Annotated in this window: 18 protein-coding genes; 14 read left to right on the forward strand and 4 right to left on the reverse strand. The window is 66.8% G+C overall.

Features of this window, described 5'->3' with window-relative positions:
• Window positions 1-79: 79 nt before the first annotated feature.
• Window positions 80-1,603, forward strand: coding sequence for a type VII secretion protein EccB (gene eccB / locus AC5Y5Z_RS22085; protein ID WP_463825396.1), 1,524 nt, complete (start codon window positions 80-82; stop codon window positions 1,601-1,603).
• Entirely contained in the window at window positions 1,600-5,748 is a 4,149-nt protein-coding gene (eccCa, locus tag AC5Y5Z_RS22090; protein ID WP_463825397.1) for a type VII secretion protein EccCa, read from the forward strand. Before eccB ends, eccCa begins: the two co-directional genes overlap by 4 nt.
• Window positions 5,749-5,994: 246 nt before the next feature.
• On the opposite strand, the gene AC5Y5Z_RS22095 is transcribed toward eccCa, so the two are convergent.
• From AC5Y5Z_RS22095 to AC5Y5Z_RS22110, 4 genes are all read right to left on the reverse strand, one after another.
• Window positions 5,995-7,179, reverse strand: coding sequence for a PPE family protein (locus AC5Y5Z_RS22095; protein WP_499927549.1), 1,185 nt, complete (start codon window positions 7,177-7,179; stop codon window positions 5,995-5,997).
• A 32-nt stretch (window positions 7,180-7,211) separates the two neighbouring features.
• Entirely contained in the window at window positions 7,212-8,417 is a 1,206-nt protein-coding gene (locus AC5Y5Z_RS22100) for a PPE family protein (protein ID WP_463825399.1), read from the reverse strand.
• A 34-nt stretch (window positions 8,418-8,451) separates the two neighbouring features.
• Window positions 8,452-8,751 (reverse strand): PE family protein, encoded by a 300-nt coding sequence (locus tag AC5Y5Z_RS22105; protein ID WP_463825400.1) that lies wholly within the window; start codon window positions 8,749-8,751, stop codon window positions 8,452-8,454.
• A gap of 429 nt (window positions 8,752-9,180) precedes the next feature.
• A complete protein-coding gene (locus AC5Y5Z_RS22110; protein ID WP_463825401.1) occupies window positions 9,181-10,356 on the reverse strand; it encodes a cytochrome P450 in 1,176 nt (391 codons plus the stop codon).
• 68 nt (window positions 10,357-10,424) lie between these two features.
• Between AC5Y5Z_RS22110 and AC5Y5Z_RS22115 the strand changes: the two genes are divergently transcribed.
• The 12 genes from AC5Y5Z_RS22115 (at window position 10,425) to eccA (ending at window position 22,766) form a co-directional block, all read left to right on the forward strand.
• Window positions 10,425-10,619 (forward strand): ferredoxin, encoded by a 195-nt coding sequence (locus AC5Y5Z_RS22115; RefSeq protein ID WP_499927552.1) that lies wholly within the window; start codon window positions 10,425-10,427, stop codon window positions 10,617-10,619.
• A gap of 181 nt (window positions 10,620-10,800) precedes the next feature.
• Window positions 10,801-11,994, forward strand: a complete 1,194-nt coding sequence (locus AC5Y5Z_RS22120) for a PPE family protein (protein ID WP_463825403.1) — start codon at window positions 10,801-10,803, stop codon at window positions 11,992-11,994.
• Window positions 11,995-12,033: 39 nt separating this feature from the next.
• Window positions 12,034-13,260: a PPE family protein, SVP subgroup gene (locus AC5Y5Z_RS22125; protein ID WP_499927554.1), complete on the forward strand. Its 1,227-nt coding sequence runs from the start codon at window positions 12,034-12,036 to the stop codon at window positions 13,258-13,260.
• Between the two features lie 100 nt (window positions 13,261-13,360).
• Window positions 13,361-13,675 (forward strand): DUF732 domain-containing protein, encoded by a 315-nt coding sequence (locus tag AC5Y5Z_RS22130; RefSeq protein ID WP_463825406.1) that lies wholly within the window; start codon window positions 13,361-13,363, stop codon window positions 13,673-13,675.
• 240 nt (window positions 13,676-13,915) lie between these two features.
• A complete protein-coding gene (locus tag AC5Y5Z_RS22135) occupies window positions 13,916-14,215 on the forward strand; it encodes a PE family protein (RefSeq protein ID WP_463825407.1) in 300 nt (99 codons plus the stop codon).
• Between the two features lie 257 nt (window positions 14,216-14,472).
• Entirely contained in the window at window positions 14,473-14,769 is a 297-nt protein-coding gene (locus tag AC5Y5Z_RS22140; protein WP_463824769.1) for a WXG100 family type VII secretion target, read from the forward strand.
• Between the two features lie 32 nt (window positions 14,770-14,801).
• Entirely contained in the window at window positions 14,802-15,086 is a 285-nt protein-coding gene (locus AC5Y5Z_RS22145; RefSeq protein ID WP_463824768.1) for a WXG100 family type VII secretion target, read from the forward strand.
• Window positions 15,087-15,175: 89 nt separating this feature from the next.
• Complete coding sequence (locus AC5Y5Z_RS22150; RefSeq protein WP_463825408.1) at window positions 15,176-16,078, forward strand: ESX secretion-associated protein EspG; 903 nt, start codon at window positions 15,176-15,178, stop codon at window positions 16,076-16,078.
• Between the two features lie 278 nt (window positions 16,079-16,356).
• Entirely contained in the window at window positions 16,357-17,868 is a 1,512-nt protein-coding gene (eccD, locus tag AC5Y5Z_RS22155; protein WP_463825409.1) for a type VII secretion integral membrane protein EccD, read from the forward strand.
• Window positions 17,846-19,717 (forward strand): type VII secretion-associated serine protease mycosin, encoded by a 1,872-nt coding sequence (gene mycP, locus AC5Y5Z_RS22160; protein ID WP_463825410.1) that lies wholly within the window; start codon window positions 17,846-17,848, stop codon window positions 19,715-19,717. Before eccD ends, mycP begins: the two co-directional genes overlap by 23 nt.
• On the forward strand, window positions 19,714-20,934 hold the full coding sequence (gene eccE, locus AC5Y5Z_RS22165) for a type VII secretion protein EccE (protein WP_499927558.1): 1,221 nt from the start codon (window positions 19,714-19,716) through the stop codon (window positions 20,932-20,934). Before mycP ends, eccE begins: the two co-directional genes overlap by 4 nt.
• Window positions 20,931-22,766, forward strand: coding sequence for a type VII secretion AAA-ATPase EccA (eccA, locus tag AC5Y5Z_RS22170; RefSeq protein ID WP_463825412.1), 1,836 nt, complete (start codon window positions 20,931-20,933; stop codon window positions 22,764-22,766). The genes eccE and eccA overlap by 4 nt, the downstream gene beginning before the upstream one ends.
• The last annotated feature ends 334 nt before the right edge of the window (window positions 22,767-23,100 follow it).

The following is a 23,100-nucleotide window of genomic DNA, read 5'->3' on the forward strand; positions in this document are numbered from 1 at the left end:
CGGGTGCCCTACGGTTATCGATGTACTTGACCGCAAGGGCTCATATCCAGGGATTTTGACAACCGGAAGGTGATCGAACGTGGCTGAACATAGCCGCGGACAGCGGGGATCGGGATACGGTCTCGGATTGTCGACGCGGACCCAGGTAACGGGCTACCAATTCCTGGCGCGCCGCACCGCCATGGCGTTGACCCGGTGGCGGGTGCGCATGGAGATCGAGCCCGGTCGGCGTCAGACCCTGGCCGTCGTCGCGTCGGTCTCGGCGGCACTGGTCATCTGCCTGGGCGCCCTGCTGTACTCCTTCATCAGCCCGGCGGGCCAGATCAACGATGCCCCGATCATCGCCGACCGGGACTCCGGGGCGCTGTACGTCAAAGTGGGGGACCGGCTCTACCCGGCGCTGAACCTGGCGTCGGCACGACTGATCACCGGGCGCCCGGACAACCCGCACCTGGTCCGCAGCAGCCAGATCGCCAGCATGCCGCACGGACCGCTGGTCGGTATTCCCGGCGCTCCCACCGAGTTCGCGCCGAAGAACCCTCCCGCGTCGTCGTGGTTGGTGTGCGACACCGTGGGCGGCACGTCGGGTGGGATGGCTTCGCCGGGCGGGGTGACCGTGACGGTGATCGACGGAACGCCGGACATGAGCGGCCACCGTCGCATTCTCAGCGGATCGGACGCGGTGGTGCTCAGCTATGGCGGCAGTACCTGGGTGATCCGGGAAGGCCGCCGGTCCAAGATCGACGCCACCGACCGGTCGGTGCTGCTGCCACTCGGACTGACCCCGGAACAGGTGACGCAGGCGCGGCCGATGAGCCACGCGCTCTACGACGCGCTGCCGGTCGGACCGGAACTGCTGGTCCCCGAGGTGCCCAACGCGGGCGCCCAGCCGACCTTCCCCGGTGCGCCCGGTCCGGTCGGAACGATCCTCGTCACCCCGCAAATCAGTGGGCCACAACAGTATTCGCTGGTGCTGACCGACGGGGTGCAAACCCTGCCGCCGCTGGTGGCCCAGATCCTGCAGAACGCCGAGCGGCCGGGCAACACCAAGCCGGTGACGGTCGAACCGTCCGCGCTGGCCAAGATGCCGGTGGTGAACCGGTTGGACCTGTCCTCCTACCCGAACGATCCGCTGAACGTGCAGGACATCCGGGAGAACCCGTCCACCTGCTGGTGGTGGGAACGAACCACCGGTGAGAACCGCGCGCGGGTCCAGGTGGTCTCGGGGCCGACGCTGCCGATCAAGCCCAGCGAGATGAACCGGGTGGTCAACCTGGTGAAGGCGGACATGACCGGACGCGTGGCCGACCAGGTCTATTTCGGACCCAACTACGCGAATTTCGTGGCGGTCACCGGCAACAATCCCGGCGCCCAGACCACCGAGTCGTTGTGGTGGCTGACCAACGCGGGTGCGCGCTTCGGGGTGGACGACACCAAGGAAGCGCGCGAAGCGCTGGGTCTGACCCTGCAGCCGAGCCTGGCGCCGTGGGTGGCGCTGCGGCTGATGCCGCAAGGCCCGACATTGTCGCGCGCGGATGCTCTGGTGGAGCACGACACGCTACCGATGGACATGACCCCTGCAGAGTTGGTGGTACCGAAGTGAAACGTGGTTTTGCCCGACCGACACCGGAGAGACCGCCGGTCATCAAGCCGGAGAACATTGTTCTGCCGACCCCGCTGAGCATTCCGCCGCCCGAGGGCAAGCCCTGGTGGCTGATCGTGGTCGGCGTGGTGGTGATCGGTCTGCTCGGCGGCATGGTCGCCATGACTTTCGCCAGCGGCTCACACGTGTTCGGCGGTGTCGGCTCGATCTTCCCGATCTTCATGGTCGGCGGAATGATGATGATGATGTTCGGCGGCCGGTTCGGCGGCCAGCAGCAGATGAGCCGGCCGAAACTGGACGCGATGCGCGCCCAGTTCATGCTGATGCTGGACATGCTGCGGGAGACCGCGCAGGAGTCGGCGGACAGCATGGACGCCAACTACCGCTGGTTCCACCCGGCACCCAACACGTTGTCCGCCGCGGTGGGGACGTCGCGCATGTGGGAGCGCAAGCCGGACGGCAAAGACCTCAACTTCGGGGTGGTCCGCGTCGGCGTCGGTATGACGCGACCCGAGGTCACCTGGGGTGAGCCGCAGAACATGCCCACCGACATCGAGCTGGAGCCGGTGACCGGTAAGGCGCTGCAGGAGTTCGGGCGCTACCAGAGCGTGGTCTACAACCTGCCGAAGATGATCTCGGTGCTGGTGGAACCCTGGTATGCGTTGGTCGGGGACCGCGAGCAGGTGCTCGGGCTGATGCGCTCGATCATCTGTCAACTGACCTTCTCGCACGGCCCCGACCACATGCAGTTCATCGTGGTCAGCTCGGACCTCGAGGAGTGGGACTGGGTCAAGTGGCTGCCGCACTTCGGCGACTCCCGGCGCCACGACGCCGCCGGCAACGCCCGGATGGTGTACAGCTCGGTGCGCGAGTTCGCCGCCGAGCAGGCCGAATTGTTCGCCGGGCGTGGGTCTTTCACACCTCGGCACGCCAGTTCCTCGGCGCAGACGCCGACCCCGCACCACGTGATCATCGCCGACGTCGACGACCCGCAGTGGGAGTACGTGATCAGCGCCGAGGGTGTCGACGGCGTGACGTTCTTCGACCTGACCGGCTCGTCGATGTGGACCGGGGTTCCTGAGCGCAAGCTGCAGTTCGACGAAATCGGCGTGATCGAGGCGCTGCCCCGCGACCGTGACACCTGGATGGTGATCGACGACAAGCCGTGGTTCTTCGCGCTGACCGACCAGATCAGCACCGCCGAAGCCGAAGAGTTCAGTCAGAAGCTGGCCCAGTGGCGACTCGCCGAGGCCTACGAGGAGATCGGCCAGCGGGTCGCCCACATCGGCGCCCGGGACATCTTGTCCTACTACGGGATCAACGATCCTTCCGCGATCGACTTCGAGGATCTGTGGGGCAGCCGCACGGACACGATGGGCCGCTCCAGGTTGCGGGCGCCGTTCGGCAACCGCTCCGACAACGGCGAGCTGCTGTTCCTGGACATGAAGTCGCTGGACGAAGGCGGCGACGGCCCGCACGGCGTCATGTCGGGTACGACGGGTTCGGGTAAGTCGACGCTGGTGCGCACGGTGATCGAGTCGCTGATGCTCGGTCACCCGCCGGAGGAACTGCAGTTCGTGCTGGCCGACCTCAAGGGTGGATCGGCCGTGAAGCCGTTCGCCGGGGTGCCGCACGTGTCGCGCATCATCACCGACCTGGAAGAAGACCAGGCGCTGATGGAGCGCTTCCTGGACGCGCTGTGGGGCGAGATCGCGCGTCGCAAGGCGATCTGTGACAGCGCCGGAGTGGACGACGCCAAGGAATACAACTCCGTGCGGACCAGGATGCGGGCACGCGGCCAGGACATGGCGCCGCTGCCGATGCTGGTGGTCGTCATCGACGAGTTCTACGAGTGGTTCCGGATCATGCCGACCGCCGTCGACGTGCTCGACTCGATCGGCCGGCAGGGCCGCGCCTACTGGATCCACCTGATGATGGCGTCCCAGACGATCGAGAGCCGCGCCGAGAAGCTGATGGAGAACATGGGCTACCGGCTGGTGCTGAAAGCCCGTACCGCCGGCGCCGCGCAGGCGGCAGGTGTGCCCAACGCGGTGAACCTGCCGGCGCAGGCCGGGCTGGGCTACTTCCGTAAGAGCCTGGAAGACATCATCCGGTTCCAGGCCGAGTTCCTGTGGCGCGACTACTTCCGCATCTCCAGCGTCGACGGCGAGGAAGCCCCGGTGCTGGTGCACAGCATCGACTACGTGCGCCCGCAACTGTTCACCAACTCGTTCACGCCGATGGAAGTCAGCGTCGGCGGTCCGACCGTCGAGCCTGACCTGCCCGCCCTGACCAACGGTGAGGTCGTCGAGGAGGAGGAAGAGGCGATCCGTACGCCGAAGGTCGGCACGGTGATCATCGATCAGCTGCGCAAGATCAAGTTCGAGCCGTACCGGTTGTGGCAGCCGCCGCTGACCCAGCCGATCGCCATCGACGAACTGGTCAACCGCTTCCTCGGGCACCCGTGGAACAAGGACTACGGCTCGGCCAGGAATTTGGTGTTCCCGATCGGGATCATCGACCGGCCGTTCAAGCACGACCAGCCGCCGTGGACGGTCGACACCTCCGGGCCGGGCTCCAACGTCCTGATCCTGGGCGCCGGCGGTTCCGGCAAGACCACCGCGTTGCAGACGTTGATCTGCTCGGCGGCGCTGACCCACACACCCGAGCAGGTGCAGTTCTACTGCCTGGCCTACAGCAGCACCGCGTTGACCACGGTGGCCCAGCTGCCGCACGTGGGCGAGGTCGCCGGTCCCACCGATCCCTACGGTGTCCGCCGTACGGTCGCTGAGCTGTTGGCGTTGGTGCGCGAACGCAAGCGCAGCTTCCTGGAGTACGGCATCGCGTCGATGGAGATGTTCCGGCGCCGCAAGTTCGGCGGGGAAGCCGGTCCGGTGCCCAACGACGGGTTCGGTGACGTCTACCTGGTCATCGACAACTATCGTGCCTTGGCCGAGGAAAACGAGGTGTTGATCGACCAGGTCAACGTGATCATCAACCAGGGTCCCTCGTTCGGTGTGCACGTGATCGTCACCGCCGACCGCGAATCGGAGCTGCGGCCCCCGGTGCGCAGTGGTTTCGGCTCGCGTGTCGAACTGCGGTTGGCCGCCGTCGAGGACGCCAAGCTGGTGCGTTCCCGGTTCGCCAAGGACGTCCCGGTCAAGCCGGGGCGCGGCATGGTTGCGGTCAACTACGTGCGACTCGACAGTGACCCGCAGGCCGGCCTGCACACCCTGGTGGCCCGCCCGTCGTTGTCCAGCACCGCCGACAATGTGTTCGAGAGCGACAGTGTGGTCGCCGCGGTCAGCCGGCTCACCACGGCGGTGGCACCCCCGGTGCGGCGACTGCCGGCGCGGTTCGGTGTGGAACAGGTCCGCGAGCTTGCGGCGCGGGACACCCGTCAGGGCGTCGGTGCCGGCGGAATCGCCTGGGCCATTTCCGAATTGGACCTGCAGCCGGTCTACCTCAACTTCGCCGAGAACTCGCACCTCATGGTGACCGGTCGACGCGAATGTGGGCGGACCACGACGCTGGCCACCATCATGTCCGAAATCGGCCGGTTGTACGCGCCCGGTGCCACCAGCGCACCGCCCCCGCCGCCCGGACGCAAATCCGCGCAGGTGTGGTTGATCGACCCGCGCCGGCAACTGCTGACCACGCTGGGCTCGGACTACGTGGAGAAATTCGCCTACAACCTCGACGGCGTGGTCGCGATGATGGGTGAGCTGTCGGCGGCATTGGCGGGGCGGGAACCACCGCCGGGTCTGTCCGCCGAGGAGCTGTTGTCGCGGTCATGGTGGAGCGGTCCGGAGATTTTCCTGATCGTCGACGACATCCAGCAGCTGCCCCCCGGCTTCGACTCGCCGCTGCACAAGGTGGTGCCGTTCGTGAACCGGGCCGCCGACGTCGGTCTGCACGTGATCGTCACCCGCACCTTCGGCGGTTGGTCGTCGGCAGGCAGCGACCCGATGCTCCGAGGTCTGCATCAGGCCAATGCGCCGCTGCTGGTGATGGACGCCGACCCGGACGAAGGCTTCATCCGGGGCAAGATGAAGGGTGGTCCGTTGCCCCGCGGTCGAGGCCTGCTGATGGCCGAGGACACCGGCACCTTCGTGCAGGTCGCAGCCACCGAGGTGCGCAAGTAACACGGGCCCTGCCGCTGCGGCGGCGCCGGTTGACGGCCGGCGCCACGCAGCGGCATTGTCCTTTCTGGCCCTGTCATCTGTTGAATGCGAAGAGCGACGAGCGCGCTGCACACAGCTCGATCGAGCACCGGGACGGTCACGGCTACTGCGAAACTGTGCAGCGAACGGCGAACTGCCGCAGAGGTCTTCGCGAAAAGGTCACGCCACGTGGGGGACAACGTGGCGTGAAGTCGACAACCAGGTTAACTAGCCGGCTGCCGGTGGTCTGGTCATGAATTTGAGTCGGTGTCCGTAGGCGGGGGTCTTACGGCCGTTGCCGGCGTTGACGAACTGGCCGACGGGGCCGGTCCCGGGCACGTTGCAGGCACTGCCTTCGGCCGCAGCGGGAATCGCGGTGGCCTTGCTGATCGCTGTCGCGCCAGCGGTGCTCGGTGCGGTTGCCGTGGTCCAGCCGGCCGGGGCCGACAACTTGCCGATCGGGACCGCTTTACCCAGACTCGCGGCCACGCCGCCGACGCCGCTGCGCGCGGCCGCTCCGGCGGCCTGGGTAGCTTTTGCGGCTTCCTTGGCGGCGTCGGCAGACAGCGTATTCGCAACAGTGGCGACCTTCGCGAAGCCCGCTGCGTCGTCTCCGAACCACAGCGTGCTCTGGTTCAACAATGCCCACGAATTGATGTAGGGCGACAGGTATTTCGTGTAGAGCGGGACGATGTCGTCGAGGGGAGTGTTGGCGGCGATCCAGCTGTCGATCGCGGCGCCCTGGCCGTTGAGTGGGGACGACAGTGTCTGCAGCACATCGCCGAGACGCGGCGCTATGTGCGATCCCAGGTTGTTGAGTTGGCCTTCCACCGCCTGGCCCGCGCTCTTGAGGGCCGCAACGGCCTGGTTGGCCAGTCCGGTGGGATCGGTGACCTCGGCGGGCTGGGGCAACTCGGTCAACTCGGTGGCGGCCGCGGAACTCCCCGCATAGCTGTACATCGCCCCGGCGTCCTGGGCCCAGAACTCCGCGTACGCCGCCTCGGTGGCCATGATGGCCGGAGTATTGATCCCCAGGAAGTTGGTGGCCACCAACGCCCCCAGCAACGCCCGGTTGGCCGCTATGACCGGCGGCGGGATCGTGGCGGTGAACGCCGTTTCGTAGGCCGCCGCAGCGGTGAATGCCTGACCGGCGGCCTGCTCGGCTTCCGCCGCGCCGCTGTCCAGCCAGGCGATGAACGGTGTCACCGCCGCGACCAGCGATTCCGCGGCCGGCCCGACCCACGGCCCACCGGTCAGTTCCACGATCACCGACCGGTGGCCTTGCGCGACGGAGGCCATCTCAGCTGCCAGGACGCTCCACGCTGCCGCGGCGGCCAGCATGGGCCCCGAACCGGCCCCGGTATACATCCGCCCGGAATTGATCTCGGGCGGCAACAAGCCGAAGTCGAACATCGGTGTCTGTTCCCCCTGATGCCCGATGACCGCTAGCCGGCGGCCGGGGGCTTGGCCATCACCGAGGGCTTGAACCCATATGTCGGCTGATTGCGCCCGTAGCCACCGTTGACGAACTGCCCGAACGGCGGAGCCATCGGGAAGCTGTTGGCGCCCTGAGCACCCGCCGGAACTGCCGAGGCCACCCCCGGATTCAGCGTGGCATGCCACGGCGTCCAACTCGCCGGCGCCGACAACCCGCCCAGCGGCACCGCCTTGCCCAGGCCCGCAGCCACCCCACCCAGCTTGCCCGCAGCACCGGCCGCAGCCTGTCCAGCACCTGCCGCAGCCTGCCCCGCGCCGGTCGCAGCCTCGGCAGCCTTGCTAGCCGCAGAGGCGGCGTCCTTGCTGAGGGTGTTGCCGAAACTGAGGAGGCCCGAAAGACCACTGCTGTTCTGGCCGACGGATTGGACCACCTGAATCGAAGCCGCTACCGAGTTGATGTACGGCGACAGGTACTTCTGGTACAGCGGCACAATGTCATCCAGCGGCGTGTTGGCCATCAGCCAGGCATCGATGGCCGGGCCGTTGCCGTTGAGCGGCGACGATAACGTCTTGAGCACATCGCCGACCCGGGGATTCACGTAAGCACCCACATTGTTGAGCTGGGTCTGGATGGCCGAACCCTGGGCCTTGACCGCGGCGATCGCCTGATCGACGGGCCCGGTCAGCGGATCAGTCACCTCTGCCGGCGCCACCGGTTCGGCGAGCTGGGTAGCCGCCGCGGTGCTGCCGGCATAGGTGTACATCGCCCCGGCGTCCTGGGCCCAGAACTCGCCGTACTGGGCCTCCAACTGCGCAATAGCGGCGCTGTTCTGCCCAAAAATGTTCGTCGCGGTCAACGCCTGCACCAACGCCCGGTTCGCCGCGATCATGGGTGGCGGCACCGACGCCGTCAATGCCGTCTCGTAGGCGTTAGCCGCCGCACCGGCCTGACCTGCCGTCTGTCCCGCCTGCTCGGCACTGTTGGTCAACCACATGATGAACGGCGAAACCGCCGCCGCCACCTGTGCTGAGGCTGGACCGGTCCACGGACCACTGGTCAACGTCTCGATCACCGATCGATGACCCGTCGCCGCCGCCGCCAAGTCTGCCGCCAAACCCTGCCACGCCGTCGCCGCGGCAATCAGCGAAGCCGGACCCGGACCTGCAAAAATTCGCGCCGAATTGATCTCCGGCGGCAACAATCCATAATCCACCACGATGCCCCTGCCCCTGGTCTCTGATACCCGTCTACAGCCCCGCTGCGACGTTGGCCGCCTCGGTGTCCGCGTACGACACCCCATTGGTGGCCAGCGTCGCCGCCAACTGCGCCTGAATCCGCGATGCCTGTGCACTCAACTCCGCAAACCGCTGACCGTGCGTGGCGAACTGCGCTGCCGTCAGCACCGACACCTCGTCGATTGCAGCGGGCAACACCGTCGTGATGGGCCCGGCAGCCGCCGCAGTCCCGGCGTTGAACGCCGCACCCAGCGACTGCAAATTGCTGGCTGCAGCGACCAGGTGCTCGGGATAGGTACGAACAAAAGACATCAGATTCCTCCGGCGTGGCTTGATTTTCGGATTGAGCGCAACACCCCGATGTGCTGCGACTGCCTCGATCGGCGTCCCCCCGCTTTAACAAAAGTCGCGGATTATATCAGGTCATCTGAAGATCTGGTAGCTATCTCAGTTGACTCACATGAACCACATTAGATTGGCAGCTGCTCTGCAGGAACCGAAGACGCCGACTGTTCACTAGGTGCCGAGTTATGTTCAGCGTGCGTTCAACCCGTGGTTGCCCATGCCGGTCTGTGAACTGGGCAAATACCATGCAGGGGCAGGCGCTGCCCGATGATCCGAGGATCGGTCCGCAATCTATGTATTCGCTATGTTTCAGGCTGCTCTCCAGTATTTCTATGAACGCTCATAGAAAGGAGCGTCGCTGGGGGAGACGCCGGATACCGGGATAACCCACCCCGCTCAGTCCCACTGCAACGGCAGCGACATGAGCGCGAACGTCTTCGATGGAAATGCGATCTGCGGCGAATAATCAGCCGGTAGGCCGAAGTCCGGGATCCTTCTGAGCCACTCTGCGACGACGACCGTCAGTTCCATCCGCGCGAGGTGGGAGCCCAGACAGCGATGTGGTCCGCCGCCGAAACCCCAGTGCCGGTGCAGCTTGCCGTCCATGACCAGCTCGTCGGTGGACGTCACATCGCTGCCGTCGCGGTTGACCGCGGCCATACACAACCGGACCTGCGCACCTGGTGGCAGGGTCATGCCACCGACGTGGACGAATGTGGTGGTGATCCGGGGCGCCACCGGTGCCGCAGGCTCGAGCCGGACGATCTCCTCGACGAAATGTCGGGTCTGCCGCGGATCGTCACGGATCTGGGCACGCAACAGCGGCCTGCGGGCGAGTTCGAGCAGAGCGAAACCAATGGCCGCCGTCACTGTGTCCAGACCGGCGAGGATCAGCAGGTGACTCATGCCCAGCAGTTCGAGGTCGGTGAGGCCGGCCGGGTCGGTCATGATGTGGGACAACATGTCGGAGCCAGGATGTTGCCGGCGCTGTTGAATCGCGTCGCTGAGATAGCCGAACAGGTTAATCTGCCCCTTTTCCATCTCGGCCAGGGACAGGTAGGCCTGGTCGCCGGTGATGGCGTCTTTCCAGTTGATCAACCGGTCCCGGTCCTCAAGGGGCAGCCCATAGAGGTCGAGAAACACCTGGAATGGGTAGAGACGTGCCAGCTCGGCCATCGCGTCGCAGCCACCGCGGTCGGCGAGCGCGCCGATCATGTCGGCTGCATGGCGGGCCAGCACGGGTAAGGATTTGCCCAGCGCGTGCGGGCTGAAATAGGGCTGCAGGATCTTGCGGTAGTGGGTGTGTTGCGGCGGGTCGAACGCGAGCGGGAGTACCGGGAGGGGATTGGTCGGCGGCTGCAGCACCCGCGACGAAAAGACCTCGGGATTGCGTAGCGCGGCCAGCACATCCTCGCGTCGAGTCAAATAATAGTGGCCGTTCATGAAGACCACCGGGCCCGCCCCCCGCAGGACCCGCCAGCCCACCCCGCGATCCGCGGCCAGTGGCAGTGACGAGTATTCCAGCCTGGGCAGGTGGAAATCACCGGCGTGGTAGGCGTCCGGGGGGCTCACGCCGGGAAACCTACCAACGTGGTCGCGTGCGGGGGCGTCCGGCGAGCCGATGGCTAGGCTGACTTCCGATGAGGATTCGTCTCGAACAGTCGAAATGTGCCGGGCACGCACAGTGCTACGCGGTGGACCCCGAGCTGTTCCCGATCGACGAGGCCGGCTACTCGATCCTGCAGGAGCATCAGGTCGCCGCACGATACGAGCAACTCGCCAGGGAAGGTGTCGACTCCTGCCCGGAAATGGCACTTGTGCTCGAGTCGGACTGAAACGCTCGCTACCCCTTTCGCCATTTTCCTGAACTGCGGTTTAACAACTAATTCGCGAAAATGAATATCTGGTGGACTGAACCGGGTGCCGCGGTGGTTGCCTCTATGTTTTCAGAGGGTTGCCGCAGCGTGGCCGCGACTGTGCAGAAACGACCCCCATTGTGTGCTGGCTAGGAGGGTGGTGTTCGACTTCGCGGCATTGCCGCCTGAGATCAACTCGGGCCGGATCTACACCGGTCCAGGGTCAGGACCCCTGCTCGCCGCGGCCTCCGCGTGGGACAGTCTGGCCGTCGAATTGAGTTTGACTGCAACGGGTTACACATCTGTGGTGGCCGAACTGACCACCTCGCTGTGGATCGGACCGGCCGCGGAGTCGATGGTTGCGGCAGTGGGACCGTACGTGAGTTGGCTGAGTGCGTCAGCCGTCCGCGCCGAGGAAGCCGCCAACCATGCCCGCGCCGCCGCGGCCGCCTACGAAACCGCATTCTCGATGACGGTGCCGCCGCCGGTAATCGCGGCTAACCGGGTCCTATTGATGACGCTGGTCGCCACCAATGTATTCGGACAGAATTTCCCCGCCATCGCGGCCGCCGAAGCCGATTATCTGGAAATGTGGGCTCAGGACGCCACGGCAATGTACGGATATGCGGCCTCCGCAGCGCTTGCCACCGAATTGAGCCGGTTCGCCGCGCCTCCCCACACCACCGACGCGCACGACGGCGACACCGCCCCCGAGGCGGCGCACACGATTCCGCAGTTGCTGTCCCGCGCCGCAGTCCGGGATCTCGCGGTGGCACCCGCGGGCGCCTCTCCCTCGGACATCGTGCACATCGTCGACACACCGATCGGGTGGGCACCGATGCTGGGGTGGCTGCCCACGCCCGACAACAACTGGGCGGGGCTCTATCCCGGCATGTACAACGTGCTGCGGCAAACACTGCAGGCGTACTTCGGGGTGGGGTTGGGGAACTTCGGTTGGTCTATCGGGCAACAACTGTTCCCGGGCCTGGGCACCACCGCCGGAGCCGGGGGCGCCTGGTATCCGACACCGCAATTCGCCGCCCTGGGCGCCGGCGGGTGGCATTTTCACAGCGGCATAGGCGTCACGGCGGGCACCGCGTCCGCCGCGCACGTGGGCGGACTGTCGGTGCCGGCGAGCTGGGGCGCCGCGACCGGGAGTGCGCAGCAGACCGTGCCGAAGCTGACGAGCGCACACTTTGCCACCCCGGCGGCCCAGGTAAGCCCCGACAACGTGATGAACGCCGCGCTGCGCGGTGTTCCGCCGGGTGCGCGCAACGGCGAACGCGCAGGCCACCTCGGTGTCCGGTACGGGTTGCGGCACACCGTGTTGACCCGCCCACCCTCGGCCGGGTGACACCGGTCAACGCCACACGGACAAGTGAGGAGTCAGTACATGACAACGGATTTGGCTGCCCTGCCGCCCGAGATCACCTCGGCGATGATGTACTCCGGGCCGGGCGCGGCCTCCTGGTTGGCCGCCGCCTCGGCCTGGAACGCCCTGGCCGCCGAGTTGGCGTCGACGGCCCAGGGCTATGAGGCCGTGCTGGCCCTGCTTGCCGGCGAAGAGTGGCTGGGACCGGCCTCGGCGACCATGGTGCAAGCCGTACAACCCTTTGTGGATTGGACGACGGCTACCGCCGCCCGAGCCGAGCATGCCGCCGTCCAATCGCAGGCGGTGGCGGCAGCCTTCGAAGCCGCGTTCGCCGCGATCGTGCCACCGCCGCTGGTTGCGGCCAACCGCGCCGAGCTTGAGCAGGCACTGCAGACCAACATCTTCGGCATCAACAGCGGCGTCATCGCACAGTTGGAGGCCGGCTACGCACAGATGTGGGCCCAGAACGCTTCGACCATGTACACCTACGCCGGATCCGCGGCGGCGGCCAGCGACCTGTCGCCGTTCGACGCGGCGCCCGCCATCGCCGACCCGATCGGAACCAACTCTCAGGTGGCCGCGGTCGCCGCCGCACAGGCAACACCGGTGGCCTCGATCCAGGAGTCGCTGCAGAGCTTCTTCCATCAGATCACCAGCCGGTTGGGGTTGCTGTCCACGCCCAGTGGAGCGTCACAACTGGCCCAGGCGGCCGCGACCGACTATCCGATCCTCACCGAAATCTGGTTCCTGCTGACCGGGCAAACCACGCTGCCCAACAACCTGGGCACCTTCATGCAGGGTTATTCCAATTACGCGAGCTTCTTCTACAACACCGAGGGTCTGCCGTACTTCAGCGTGGGTATGGGCAACTTCGGCGTCCAGATCGCCAAATCAGCGGGTTGGCTGAACCCTCCCGCCGCGGCCGCGGCCGCACCAGCTGTCGCGGCGCCGCCGATCAGCGGGGCGTTGGGAACGGCCGGCGGCCAGGTGGCCGCCGGGTTGGGACAGGGCGCCCACATCGGGCACCTGGCGGTTCCGTCCTCGTGGCCCGGCGCATCGGCCGCCCCCACCGTGCGTCCGGCCGTACAGATGATCAGCGAGCCGATCATCGCGGGCGAAAGCGCGCAGAGCGGCAACGTGCTCAGCGGCATGCCCGTCGGCGGGGGCGGCAGCACGCGCGGGGCGGGCGCGGGGCCCCGTTACGGGTTCAAACCCACCGTGATGGCGCGCCCGATGCCCGCCGGATAGCCGCAGCCTTCGCGACGAGCTCGCGAGAATCGACCCCAGGATGCCGGAGCCGGCATGGTTCGCGGTCCGGCTCAACCACTTGATCTGCAGGAGCATCAGAATGTATCGGCGGCTTATCGCGGTGGCGCTGCTGGCGTTGCTCGGCGCGGGCGCGCCCGCACACGCTGACACCGTCGACGACAAATTCCTCGCCGAGTTGCGGTCCGAAGGCATCACCGACCACATTTCCAACTCACATGCGATCGAGGCCGCACACTTCGTCTGCGACAGGCTCGACAGCGGCATGTCGCCCAATGAGGTGGCCAGCGACGTGCTGAACAGCAGCAGCATGCCGGCTTTTCATGCCGGCTTCTTCGTCGGGGCGAGCATCGACGCATACTGCCCTCGGCACAAGGCCGAGTTGCCGGTGTCGTAGCCGTCGCGGCGGAGCAGCCCGGCACAACCCGGCGGTCCGAAGCTGGGAGGTTGCCATGGACTGGTGCGAGGTCAAGCCAAATCGGGTTAACCGCTGTTACTGTGTCGTTACACCAGGTGAATAAGGTTTACCGTCCAGTGAACAACTGCCAACGGGTAGCTTTTGAGGCGACCGGTGGCCGACGCAGTCATCTACTCTCTTGCAGAGAGCGGTTACTGAGAAGATTTGAGAGGAAAAAGCATGTCTTTCGTGACCACACAGCCGGAGGCGCTGACCTCGGCGGCCGGAAACCTGCAGGGTATCGGTACCGCGATGAGCGCGCAGAACGCGGCAGCGGCCGCCCCGACCACCGGGGTGGTTCCGGCGGCCGCCGACGAGGTATCGGCGTTGACCGCCGCCCAGTTCGCCGCGCACGCGCAGATGTACCAAGCCGTGAGCGCCCAGGCCGCAGCGATTCACGAGATGTTCGTGAACACTCTGGCCACCAGTTCGGGTTCGTACGCGGCCACCGAGGCCGCCAACGCAGCCGCCGCAGGCTGATCGAACTGGCAGACAGGCGGTGATTTCGGGGTTGAGCGGCTTGGTCGGAGGCCGTCACTTCGGATCACCTGCATTCGCCGTCGACTCGAACAGCGTGGTTCGGGTTCGACACCTTTCCGGCCGTGACGCAGCCCGGTGGCCGCCGGCTGACGGAAGAGGGGGTTCTCCGTAGTTTTTCCCGGTCGGCGGTTACGCCTGTAGCGCTGATCGGCCATCGCGTTGTAAATCCAGATCATTCACTAACAAGGAGACATCAAGTGGCAACTCGCTTCATGACCGACCCGCACGCAATGCGGGCCATGGCTGGCCGTTTCGAGACCCACGCCCAGACCGTCGAGGACGAGGCCCGTCGCATGTACGCGTCCTCGCAGAACATCGCGGGTGCGGGCTGGAGCGGTCTGGCCTCGGCCACCTCGCTGGACACCATGGGTCAGATGAACACCGCTTTCCGCAACATCGTGAACATGCTGCACGGGGTGCGCGACGGGTTGGTTCGCGACGCGAACAACTACGAGCAGCAAGAGCAGGCCTCCCAGCAGATCCTCAGCAGCTAGCCCGACCGACCCGACACAGAAGGAACACAGATATGACCATCAATTACCAGTTCGGCGACGTCGACGCCCACGGCGCGCTCATTCGCGCCCAGGCCGCCAACCTGGAGGCCGAGCACCAGGCCATCGTTCGCGATGTGCTGGCTGCCGGTGACTTCTGGGGCGGCGCCGGTTCGGTGGCTTGCCAGGAGTTCATCGCCCAGTTGGGCCGCAACTTCCAGGTGATCTACGAGCAGGCCAACACCCACGGCCAGAAGGTTCAGTCCGCCGGCAACAACATGGCGCAGACTGACAGCGCCGTCGGCTCCAGCTGGGCCTGATAACCAAAACTGCGGACGCGGCAGCACACCAGGTAAGTCGGTGTGCTGCCGTGTCCTGTAGTCATCACACAGAGTCAACGAGGTAGGGGATGGATCAACAGAGCACCCGCACGGACATCACTGTCAATGTCGACGGTTTCTGGATGCTGCAGGCACTGCTGGACATCCGGCACGTAGCACCGGAGTTGCGGTGCCGGCCGTATGTCTCCACCGACAACAACGATTGGCTCAACGAACATCCGGGCATGGCGGTCATGCGCGAGCAGGGCATCGTGGTGGGCGACACCGTCAACGAACAGGTGGCCGCGCGCATGAAGGTGCTTGCCGCGCCCGACCTCGAGGTCGTTGCGCTGCTGTCGCGGGGCAAGTTGCTCTACGGCGTCGTCGACGACGAGAATCAGCCCCCGGGCTCGCGTGAGATCCCCGACAACGAATTCCGGGTGGTACTGGCCCGCCGCGCCCAACACTGGGTGTCCGCGGTGCGGGTGGGCAACGACATCACCGTCGATGACGTCGTCGTCTCTGACAGCGCCTCGATTGCCGCGCTGGTGCTGGACGGGCTCGAATCCATCCACCACGCCGACCCGGCGGCGATCAATGCCGTCAACGTGCCCCTCGAGGAGATGCTCGAAGCCACCAAGTCGTGGCAGGAGTCGGGCTTCAACGTGTTCTCCGGCGGTGATCTGCGGCGCATGGGTATCAGCGCCTCCACCGTCGCCGCGCTAGGTCAGGCGCTGTCCGATCCCGCTGCTGAGGTCGCTGTGTATGCGCGCCAGTACCGGGACGACGCCAAAGGACCGAGCTCGTCGGTGCTGTCTTTGAAGGACGGTTCGGGCGGCCGCATCGCCCTCTACCAACAGGCCAGGACGGCCGGCTCCGGCGAGGCATGGCTGGCTATCTGCCCGGCCACCCCACAGTTGGTGCAGGTGGGAGTCAAGACCGTGCTGGACACGCTGCCGTACGGCGAATGGAAATCGCACAGCAGGGTTTAACAACGCCGTTACGAAACACGCAGTCAGACAACATTTTTCAACATAAAATGCGAGCGGGATGTCAACACGGCATACTGCTCTGGACGGGTTGCACCAGGAAAAGCAGCACGTCACCACAACTATCAGCGCGAGGCGAGGCACATGAACTTGGAGTCAGTCCAGCCGCAGCTCCACGGGAGCAGCGGAGCCACCGGCGCCTCGGTGACCACACCGAGCAAGCCCACCACGCAGCAAAAACCAGAAGCTAACTCATTCGCCACGGCGGGAGGTGCAGGACGATGACCGCAGTAGCTGACGCGCCACAGACTGACATCGAGGGTATTTCGTCGCCCAGGGCCGTCGTCGTCGGCATCATGGCCGGCGAGGGGGTGCAGATCGGGGTGTTGCTGGACGCCAACGCGCCGGTCTCGGTGATGACCGACCCGCTGCTCAAGGTGGTCAACAGCCGCCTGCGTGAACTCGGGGAGACCCCGCTGGAGGCGACCGGGCGCGGCCGCTGGGCGCTGTGCCTGGTGGACGGCACGCCACTGCGCGCCACCCAGTCGCTGACCGAGCAGGACGTCTTCGACGGCGACCGGTTGTGGATCCGGTTCGTCGCGGACACCGAACACCGCTCGCAGGTCATCGAGCACATCTCCACCGCGGTCTCGTCCAACCTCAGCAAGCGCTTCGCCGCGATCGACCCGGTGATGGCCCTTCAGGTCGGCGCGTCCATGGTGGCCACCGGCGTGGTGCTGGCCTCCGGCGTGCTGGGCTGGTGGCGGTGGCACCACAACAGCTGGCTGACCACGATCTTCGCCGCAATCGTCGGCGTCCTGGTGCTGGTAGTGGCCGGCATGCTGCTGATGCGCGCCAAGACCGACGCCGACCGCCGCGTCGCGGACATCCTGCTGATGAGCGGACTTGTCCCGGTCACGGTGGCGGCTGCCGCGGCACCACCCGGACCGGTCGGTTCGCCGCACGCCGTGCTGGGCTTCGGCGTCCTCGCCGTCGGTGCGGCGCTGGCATTGCGGTTCACCGGTCGCCGGCTGGCGATCTACACCGCGATCGTGACCATCAGCGCGCTCGCCACCCTGGCCAGCCTGTCCCGGATGGTCGCCAACACCAGCGCGGTCACCCTGCTGGCCTGCCTGCTGCTGGCCAGCGTCCTGCTGTACCACGCCGCCCCGGCACTGTCCCGGCGACTGGCCGGCATCCGGCTGCCGGTGTTCCCGTCGGCGACCAGCCGGTGGGTGTTCGAGGCCCGGCCCGACCTGCCCACGACCGTGGTGCGCTCGGAGGGCGGCCCGCCCACCCTGGAAGGACCGGCCTCGGTACGCGATGTGTTGCTGCAGGCCGAGCGGGCTCGGTCGTTCCTGAGCGGTCTGCTGATCGGGCTGGGCGTCCTGGTAGTCGTCACTCTCTCCGCCCTGTGCAACCCGCACACCCACGAGCGGTGGCTGCCGCTGATCCTCGCGGGATTCACCGCCGGGTTCCTGGTGCTGCGTGGCCGCTCGTACGTCGACCGCTGGCAGGCCATTACGCTGGCCGCCACCGGTGTGCTGATCATCGCCGTGGTGGCGGTGCGCTACGCCCTGGTGCTCTCGTCGCCGCTGTCGGTGTCGATCGCGGCCGCGGTGCTGGTTGCCCTGCCGACCGCGGGCCTCACCGCTGCCGCGGTGGTGCCCAACACCGTCTACAGTCCGCTGTTCCGCAAGTTCGTGGAATGGATCGAATACCTCTGCCTGATGCCGATCTTCCCGCTGGCATTGTGGTTGATGAACGTCTATGCAGCGATCCGCTACCGGTAGCACGTGGTCGTGGCGGGGTCGTGCGAGCAGCGCGACCCTGGCCGCGATGCTGCTCACCGGTGGTGCGCTGGCCGGCATGCCGCCCGCGTACGCAATCACTCCGCCGCAGATCGACCCGGGTGCGCTGCCACCGGACAGCCCGCCCGGGCCGATCGCCGCGACGAAGCAGAATTCCTACTGCACCGAGGTAGGGGTGCTGCCCGGCACCGACTTCAAGGTGCAGCCGAAGTACATGGACATGCTGAATCTCACCGAGGCGTGGCGGTTCGGGCGTGGTGAAGGCATCAAGGTCGCCGTCATCGACACCGGCGTGACCCCGCATCCCCGGTTGCCGCGGCTGATTCCGGGTGGCGACTACGTGATGGCCGGCGGTGACGGCTTATCCGACTGTGACGCCCACGGCACCCTGGTGGCCTCGATGATCGGCGGCGCCCCCGCCAACGGCGCCTCGCCACCACCGGCCTCGCCACGGCGGCCCATCACCATTCCCACCCAGGAAAAACCGCCGCCACCGCAGACCGTGACCTTGTCGCCGCTGCCGGCGCCGACCATCACCATGATCCCCGCTCCAGCGCCCCCGCCGTCCGAAGGGGCGCCACCGGGGGCACCGCCGGGACCGGGCCAGGCGCCGTCAGCCAACCGGGGCGGCGGCACGGTGACCATCCCGGGGTACGGCGGCGGTGCAAAGATCCGTCCCGTCGATCACCCGCGGCCGCTGGCACCGACGACGACCTCGCCGTCGCCGTCGACGTCGACGTCGCCCACTACTACCTCGTCTACCTCGTCGTCGTCGTCCGCTTCCACCTCGACGGCACCGCCGACCTCCGCGCCGGGGTCACCCACGCCGACGGCCGCTCCACCGCCCCCGTCGCCGACCGGACCTCCGCCGGACGCGTTCAGTGGAATCGCGCCGGAGGTCGAGATCATCTCGATCCGCCAGTCCAGCCAGGCGTTCGGTCTCAAGGACGCCTACACCGGCGACGAGGACCCGCAGACCGCCGCGAAGATCGACAACGTTCAGACGATGGCCCGCGCGATCGTCCATGCTGCGAACATGGGTGCTCAGATCATCAACATCTCTGATGTGACCTGCATGAGCGCCCGCAACGTCATCGACCAGCGGGCGCTGGGGGCCGCGGTGCATTACGCCGCGGTCGACAAGAACGCGCTGATCATCGCCGCGGCCGGAGACAGCAGCAAGAAGGACTGTAAGCAGAACACCATCTTCGACCCGTTGTCGCCCAACGACCCGCGTGCCTGGAACTCCGTCACCACGGTCGTGACGCCGTCCTGGTTCAGCGACTTCGTCCTCACCGTCGGCGCGGTCGACACGAGTGGTCAGCCGTTGTCGCAGATGAGCATCGCCGGACCGTGGGTGTCGATCTCCGCGCCGGGTACCGACGTGATGGGGCTTTCGCCCCGCGACGACGGTCTGATCAACGCGATCGACGGTCCGGACAACACTTTGCTGACGCCGGCGGGCACCAGCTTCGCGACCGCGATCGTGTCGGGGGTGGCCGCCCTGGTGCGCGCCAAATACCCGGAGTTGTCGGCTTACCAGGTGATGCAACGCCTGATCCACACGGCCCGTCCGCCCGCCCGGGGGGTGGACAACCAGGTCGGCTACGGTGTCGTCGACCCGGTCGCGGCATTGACATGGGATGTTCCTCAAGGACCGCCGCAGGCACCCAAACAACTTTCGGCGCCGCTATCGCTGCCGAAAGCCCCCCCGCCGCGCAACATGGCGCCGGTGTGGGTGGCCAGCGGAGGCTTGGCTGCGGCACTACTGATAGGCGGAGCAGTGTTCGGTACAGCGACATTGATGCGACGATCGCGGAAACAACGATGAAGGCGCAGCGCAAATTCGGGCTGTCGTTGACCTGGCCGCGGTTGACCGCGGTGTTCCTGGCCGTCGTGCTCATCTTGGTGCTCGCCAGTCACGCGCCGCAGTCGTGGCAGGGCGACAACCGGGTGGCGTGGTGGGTGGGCGTCGGCCTCGCGGTGATCGTGACGCTGCTGTCGATCGTCACCTACCACGGCATCACCGTGACCTCGGGTGTGGCGAACTGGCTGTGGGACTGGTCCGCCGACCCCGGCGCCGCCCTGGGGGCGGGCTGCACCCCGGCGACCGATTTCAAGCGCCGCTTCGGCCGTGACACGGTGGGCGTGCGCGAGTACCGGGGCCAGTTGGTCAGTGTGCTCGAGATCGATGCCGACGGCGGCAATCACCCGGGCCTTCATCATCACCGCGCGACCGCGGGCTCGCCCGTCCTGCCGGTGGCAGCGGTCGCAAACGGCTTGCGCCAGTTCGATATTCATCTGGACGGCATCGACATCGTCTCGGTGGAGGTGCGGGGCGGCGCCGAAGCTGCCCGCGCGTCGGCCTCCCTGGAGGAGTGGGGCCCGGACGGGTGGGGCTCGAACGAGGCGGGGACCGAGCGGCGCGGCGCCGACCGACGGCGCACCTGGCTGGTGTTGCGGATGAACCCGCAGCGCAACGTGGCTGCCGTGGTATGCCGCGATTCCCTGGCGGCAACCCTGGTCGCGGCCACCGAGCGACTGGTGCAGGACCTGGACGGACAGAGTTGCACAGCGCGCCCGCTGACCGCCGATGAACTGGCCGAAGTGGACAGCGCGGTCTTGGCCGACCTGGAACCCACCTGGAGCCGGCCGGGATGGCGGCACCTCAAACACTTCAACGGCTTTGTGACCAGTTTCTGGGTGACGCCGTCCGACATCGACACTGAGACGCTGGACGCACTCTGGCTGTCGGCGGCGCCGGAAGTAGGCGCTACGGTGGTTACTGTGCGACTGACTACCCGGGGCGGCCGGCCCCATCTCGCGGCATGGGTGCGCTATCACAGTGAAGCCCGGTTGCCGAGGGATCTGACCACAGGACTCAACCGGCTCACCGGTCGGCAGTTGGCGGCGGTGCGGGCCAGCCTGCCGGCGCCGTCGACGCGGGCACAGCTGGTGGTCCCGAGCCGCGAACTCAGAGACCACGACGAACTGGAATTGCCAATGGGTCACGACGCGGAGCACGTGACCAGCTCAGCAGCACAATGACGCGAGCGCAGTCTGCCGCTGAAGATGCCCGCAATGCCATGGTCGCGGGGTTGCTGGCGTCGGGCATCTCGGTCAACGGACTGCAGCCCAGCCACAACCCGACGGTGGCAGCGCAGATGTTCACCACCGCCACCCAACTCGACGCCGGCATGTGTGATGCCTGGTTGGCGCGCATCCTGGCCGGTGACCAGAGCATCGAGGTGCTGGCCGGCGCCTGGGCGGCGGTAAGGACATTCGGCTGGGAGACCCGCCGCCTCGGTGTCACCGACCTGCAGTTCCGGCCCGAGGTTTCCGACGGGCTGTTCCTGCGGCTCGCCGTCACCAGCGTCGATTCCCTGGCCTGCGCCTACGCCGCCGTACTGGCCGAGAACAAGCGGTACAAGGAAGCGGCTGCCCTGCTCGACGCCACCGAACCCCGCCATCCCTTCGATAGCGAACTGGTCAGCTATGTGCGGGGGGTGCTCTATTTCCGCACCAAACGGTGGCCTGAGGTGCTGGTGCAGTTCCCCGAGGCCACCCAGTGGCGGCACCCGGAGCTGAAGGCGGCCGGCGCTGCGATGGCCACCACGGCGCTGGCGTCGCTCGGCGTCTTCGAGGAGGCCTTCCGGCGCGGGCAGGAAGCCATCGAGGGGGACCGGGTACCGGGGGCCGCGAACATCGCCCTGTACACCCAGGGCATGTGCCTGCGGCACGTCGGTCGCGAAGATGAGGCCGTCGAACTGCTGCGCCGCGTGTATTCCCGCGACGCGAAATTCACCCCGGCCCGAGAGGCTCTGGACAACCCCAACTTCCGGCTGGTGCTGACCGATCCGGAGACCATCGAGGCCCGCACCGACCCGTGGGATCCGGACAGCGCGCCGTCGCGTGCGCAGGCCGAAGCCGCCCGGCACGCCGAGGAGGCCGCCCGGTACCTGGCCGAAGGCGACGCCGAGCTGAACGCGATGCTCGGCATGGAGCAGGCCAAGAAGGAAATCAAGCTCATCAAGTCGACCACCAAGGTGAATCTGGCGCGCGCCAAGATGGGGCTGCCGGTTCCGGTGACCTCGCGTCACACCCTGCTGCTCGGGCCGCCCGGCACCGGCAAGACATCGGTGGCGCGGGCCTTCAGCAAGCAGCTGTGCGGGTTGACGGTGTTGCGCAAGCCGGTGGTGGTGGAGACCAGCCGGACCAAACTGCTGGGTCGTTACATGGCCGACGCGGAGAAGAACTGCGAGGAGATGCTCGAAGGGGCACTCGGCGGCGCCGTGTTCTTCGACGAGATGCACACCCTGCACGAAAAGGGTTACTCGCAGGGCGACCCTTACGGCAACGCCATCATCAACACCCTGCTGCTCTACATGGAGAATCACCGCGACGAGCTGGTGGTGTTCGGGGCCGGCTACGCCAAGGCGATGGAGAAGATGCTGGAGGTGAACCAGGGCCTCCGCCGGCGCTTTTCGACGGTGATCGAGTTCTTCAGCTACACCCCGGACGAGCTGGTGGCGTTGACCGTCCTGATGGGCCGGGAGAACGAGGACGTCATCACCGAGGAGGAGGCTTCGATTCTGTTGCCCTCCTACACCAAGTTCTACCTCGACGAGACCTACTCCGAGGACGGCGACCTGATCCGGGGCATCGACATGCTCGGCAACGCCGGATTTGTGCGCAACGTGGTCGAGAAGGCCCGTGACCACCGCAGTTTCCGGCTCGACGACGAGGATCTGGACGCGGTGCTCAACAGTGACCTGACCGATTTCAGCGAAGCGCAGCTGCGACGGTTCCGCGAATTGACGCGCGACGACCTCGCCGAAGGTCTCAGCGCGGCCGTCGCGGAAGAGAAGCGCAACAAGTGACCGGCGACATCTGCAGCTAACCTCTGGGCGCAGACGCCAGGGACAGCTACCGCGCTGACTCGGCGCCGGCCCGGATCGGACCCGGTGCCCGCCGCAGCGCGGCCCGGACCCGCTCGATTCGCCGAAACCGCCCGCTATCGGTGGGGCACGGCGCGCCGGAATATGGATTGTGCGCAACTGCCCGCCGCGGCCGCCACAGCCCGCTACGCTGTGTGAAATTTCGCGCTGGGACGGAAGGATTCGGCACGCCCGGCAAACTCGGACGGCGGCGTCATCCCGGCCTGGGCCACCACAGCGGTGCTTTGCTGCCGCGACAGTGACGGGAGGTGGGGCC

The organism is Mycobacterium sp. NGS29 (assembly GCF_059812965.1).

Excerpts from the sequence above, each read along its gene's own strand:
- AC5Y5Z_RS22095 (WP_499927549.1), bottom strand. The coding sequence starts at position 7,179 with ATGTTCGACTTCGGCTTGTTGCCGCCCGAGATCAATTCCGGGCGGATG.
- AC5Y5Z_RS22105 (WP_463825400.1), bottom strand. The coding sequence starts at position 8,751 with ATGTCTTTTGTTCGTACCTATCCCGAGCACCTGGTCGCTGCAGCCAGC.
- AC5Y5Z_RS22115 (WP_499927552.1), top strand. The coding sequence starts at position 10,425 with ATGAGGATTCGTCTCGAACAGTCGAAATGTGCCGGGCACGCACAGTGC.
- AC5Y5Z_RS22125 (WP_499927554.1), top strand. The coding sequence starts at position 12,034 with ATGACAACGGATTTGGCTGCCCTGCCGCCCGAGATCACCTCGGCGATG.
- AC5Y5Z_RS22130 (WP_463825406.1), top strand. The coding sequence starts at position 13,361 with ATGTATCGGCGGCTTATCGCGGTGGCGCTGCTGGCGTTGCTCGGCGCG.
- AC5Y5Z_RS22135 (WP_463825407.1), top strand. The coding sequence starts at position 13,916 with ATGTCTTTCGTGACCACACAGCCGGAGGCGCTGACCTCGGCGGCCGGA.
- AC5Y5Z_RS22145 (WP_463824768.1), top strand. The coding sequence starts at position 14,802 with ATGACCATCAATTACCAGTTCGGCGACGTCGACGCCCACGGCGCGCTC.
- AC5Y5Z_RS22150 (WP_463825408.1), top strand. The coding sequence starts at position 15,176 with ATGGATCAACAGAGCACCCGCACGGACATCACTGTCAATGTCGACGGT.
- eccD (WP_463825409.1), top strand. The coding sequence starts at position 16,357 with ATGACCGCAGTAGCTGACGCGCCACAGACTGACATCGAGGGTATTTCG.
- mycP (WP_463825410.1), top strand. The coding sequence starts at position 17,846 with ATGCAGCGATCCGCTACCGGTAGCACGTGGTCGTGGCGGGGTCGTGCG.
- eccE (WP_499927558.1), top strand. The coding sequence starts at position 19,714 with ATGAAGGCGCAGCGCAAATTCGGGCTGTCGTTGACCTGGCCGCGGTTG.
- eccA (WP_463825412.1), top strand. The coding sequence starts at position 20,931 with ATGACGCGAGCGCAGTCTGCCGCTGAAGATGCCCGCAATGCCATGGTC.